Origin of the sequence: Bacillus sp. B2-WWTP-C-10-Post-4, assembly GCF_009183805.1 — a bacterium.
In the GTDB taxonomy this organism is placed as follows: domain Bacteria; phylum Bacillota; class Bacilli; order Bacillales; family Bacillaceae_G; genus Bacillus_A; species Bacillus_A cereus.
The window spans coordinates 1-4,108 of record NZ_WEII01000204.1; the positions used below are offsets into that span (position 1 = coordinate 1).

The following is a 4,108-nucleotide window of genomic DNA, read 5'->3' on the forward strand; positions in this document are numbered from 1 at the left end:
AATAATAGTAGCTTTACTAGTTAATCGTTTTTTTATTTCATCATGATAGATTTTAATTCTATATCCCTCTTTTAGTGGAATGATATCTTTTACAATTGTTACATTTGTTCCTTCCATTTCCTTCGTATAAATTTTTTCACCTTTTTCATTAAAGACCTCTATCGATGCATATTTTTCACCTGCATAATAGCTATGAGGCGTTTTAGTAGTAATCGTAAAAATAGCTCGATTTTGCTCTAAGTCTGTATTTAATACGGCAAACTGATCATCTCCTAATCCTAGGAATTGAATCGTTTCATTTACCAACTTACTCACTTTCATTTCGTTAATATCAATCTTTAGACTATTATCTTTTTCTTTTACATAGGCATAATACGAACTGAAATGGTACATACTATTCGTTTTCCCACCTGAAATTTCAACCGTATACACTCCATTTGGTATGTCTTGTAAATTGATATCTGTTGTTTCAATTGTTTTCTCTTGAATAACTGTATTCCCTTCTTTTAATTTAATTTTTCCTCCTTTTAATGTATCTATTTCATTTGTATTTAAATGGATATGCAAATTCCCTTTTAGCCCAAGTGGAGCAATTTGCTGATTCGTAACTATTTCGAAGTTGGAGTTTATCGGAATATCAGGATCAACTATAGCTCTTGCTTTCGCTAATTGTGATTCAGGCACTATATAAGCTAAAGAAGTAACAGCCGGAAAACCTTTCGCCCTATTCATCTCTATTTGTTTATGATTAAGCTTAAAGCCCCACCTTTCAAAAACAGGTGTAAAATCAACTTGTCCATTCTCACTATAATACTGATTCATTAAATCTGGTAAAGAATGGTCACCTTTTTTGAAAGCAGCATTGCTAGCTAGTTTTCGATAACCTTGATACATTTTTGCAAATGCTTCATCGCCAGCTTTTTGTTTCGCCATCGTTAAAAGAATAAGTTTTTGTCGTAAATCTAAATCATCATAATTTTTATTTTCTTTCATTAAAGCATTATATAAATTCCGTTCTACCTGTTCCTTTTTCCCGAAATTAAACAACCAACCAAGTTGATCTGCTTTTTTGCCGTATTTACTATATTGATATTGAACACCAAATAGATTATTAGAAACTTCTCCTGTAAATATTCCTTGATTATCAAAACCAGCTTGGTATCCATGAGCGATTTCATGTAAAGTTCCCCAACTTAGTTTATCTAACCACATCTTTGTACTATCTGTACTATTCGCTGTCCAATTTGTGCCATAATAGGCACCGCCAGCACCAGATATATCTGCTTTTAAGAAATAACGATTTTGACTTTTTTTATTTTCAAACGTTGAGCCATCTAAACCAATAATTGAATCATACATCACAAAAATATCTTCATAATACGCAATTAACTCATCCAATGATTGAAAATCTTTTAAAGATCTTACTAACTCTTTATCTTTTTTAGGTACAAATAATTGAAAACTCTCCCCTTGAAGTAACGCATACTCTCCATCAAATTGATCCCATGCACTAAAAAATTGAGATACACTTCCTTGTTGTTTATAAATGGGAAGGGGTTTAGTAGCACTTTCATTCCCTACTTGGTACTCAAGTACAGCGTGCTCTTCACCGTACGGAGTATCTATGAAAGGAACTAAAGACGTATCACCTTGGATAGTAACCCATTCATTTCCTACTTGTATGGATTTTTCATTTTTTGAGTCATTAGACAATAAACGTAATGTTAATTTGTCTTTAAAATTAGGATTTGTTTGTCTTACCTTTAATGGTGTATTTCTCCTCAAAATAAATCCTAAATCTTGTCGGTCATGATATTTCCCCTTATTTATGCCCGCCTGAAATATCCAAGTAGGCTCTTCTAAACTAGTAATTTTTTTTGCATTTATTCGTTCATCAGCATGTAAGTGTATATTTCCTATGAGGAAAAACATTGTATACATTAGGCCTATAACAAGTAACCTTTTCATTTGCATATCTCCTTCTCTATTTTTTTATATACAAAATACAATAAAGCCCTCCTTCTTCACTTATAACTGTCGTCAATAAGTTACTTATCAGTGTAATTATTATAGTTACATTAACTCGTGATTATCAATCATTAAATGTATGTAATTTTGCATATATGAATATTTTGTGATAAATTCCAAAATATCGTATAATTATCAATATTTTTTCAGACATCATTCAATAAAAAAAACACGAAGACTCTTAAGTCTTCATGTTTTTTATACATGTTATTACACTTGTGATTGAATTAATTACTAAAATCTTTTTAATCGTAAAAAATCAATTATTTTTAGGCTGATAGCCGTACCTAATCTTTTACAATTTACTCATTCTTTTTGTTCTGTAATATTAAATTTTGAAACCAATTCCGTTAATTCTTCCACCTTTTCTTTCATTTTGTTGGATTGGATTGATATTTGTTCAATTGATACGGCCTGTGATTGAATTGAATTTACAGTTTGAAGAGTCTCCTTTTTCACATCCGTTGCAGTTTCAGAAACTAGCGAAAGAGAAGCATTTACTTCTTCTGTACCAGCAGACATCTCTTCTGTCGCTGCGGATACTTCTTGAATTTGACCTGTAATCTTATCAATATCTCTCATAATAGACAAGAAGGTTTGATTCGCTTTGTAAGCAGCTTCTTTTCCTTCTACTGCCTTTTGTTGTCCTTTTTGCATGACATTAACTGTATCTTGGGTATCTTTTTGAATGGATTTTATTAAATGATTAACTTCTTTTGCAGATTCTTTAGATTGCTCAGCCAAGTCTCGAACTTCTGCGGCAACCACTGCAAATCCTTTCCCATTCTCTCCAGCACGTGCCGCTTCAATAGCGGCATTTAAGGCAAGAAGATTCGTTTGTTCGGCAATATTAGTAATTGCAGCGAGAGCTGTATCAATCTGTTGTGTACGTGTAACAAGTTTATTTATTACTTTTGATGTTTCCTCGACAACATCATGCACACTATTCATTTGAAGAATAGAGTGATTTATCACTTCACTACCGATATTTATTCGTTCTGTAGTCGTTACTGCTACCTCAGCGACTACTGCTGAAGATTCAGCTACAGTTTGCACCCCGGTTGTAATTTCTTCCATTGAGGATGAGCTCTCCTGAATACTAGTTACCTGTCCTTCTATTTTTGTTTTTACTTCTAAAACAGTCTGTACAACCTCATTTGAAATACTAGACGCTCGATTTGTATCTTGTAATACGCCCTCCGTAGTAAAAATAACCTCTTGTGTTGTCATCTTAACATTCGCAATTAATTGTTGAAGGTTATCTAACATACTATTAAAAGACTGAACAATATGCCCTAATTCATTATTTGCTTTATAAGGAGTACGTGTTGTTAAATCTCCAGCTGCTACTTTTTCCATATCATTTTGTAGTAATGCAAGTGGTTTTCGGATAGTTAATTTAATAACATATCCAATTAATATAATTATTAAAATTGCTAAAATCGAAATACTAACAAACATTATCATTGTATTTTGAGCACTATTATTATTTTCCTTCTGTAAAAGCTCTGCATTATTACTATTATATAAAATCAATTCACGAATTGATTTTATTGATTTTTGCATATTAGGTTCAATCTCTTTTAGATAATATGCATATGCTTCCTCATTATTAGACTTCCCTAATTCTTGTGCTTTCTTCATTTGAGTCCTTAATTCATTAAATGTTTCATGAAACGTGTTATATAATTCTTTTTCTTTAGTAGAAATAAGTTTAGCCTCAAACTGCTTTAAAAGATGATCATTTTCCTTACGAATCCCATCCATTTCTCTTATTAATTCGTTCATTCTTTTTTCATCTTTTGATAACATTATTTCCATAAAGTTCATATTAACGTGATAAAAATTAGATTCTACAATTCCAATCCACTCAATTGGCAGTAAATTATCCTCATACATATTAGAGGAAGTACTTTTCCCTCTTTCTAACCCCCAAAACCCTATTAGGGATAATACTATACATGCAATACTTGATATAGTTATTAATATGTTTAGTTTTGTACCAACCTTACTGTTTCTTAATAATTCCAATTCACTTTCTCCATTCTAATATATAGTTTAAGTAATGTATTTTATACCA

Annotated in this window: 2 protein-coding genes; both read right to left on the reverse strand. The window is 31.5% G+C overall.

Annotated features, from left to right (window positions below; genetic code table 11):
• The coding region (locus GBN78_RS28925) for a putative mucin/carbohydrate-binding domain-containing protein (RefSeq protein ID WP_152127996.1) at positions 1-1,968 on the reverse strand (1,968 nt) is incomplete at its 3' end.
• 366 nt (positions 1,969-2,334) lie between these two features.
• A complete protein-coding gene (locus GBN78_RS28930; RefSeq protein WP_088046453.1) occupies positions 2,335-4,059 on the reverse strand; it encodes a methyl-accepting chemotaxis protein in 1,725 nt (574 codons plus the stop codon).
• Positions 4,060-4,108 lie beyond the last annotated feature (49 nt).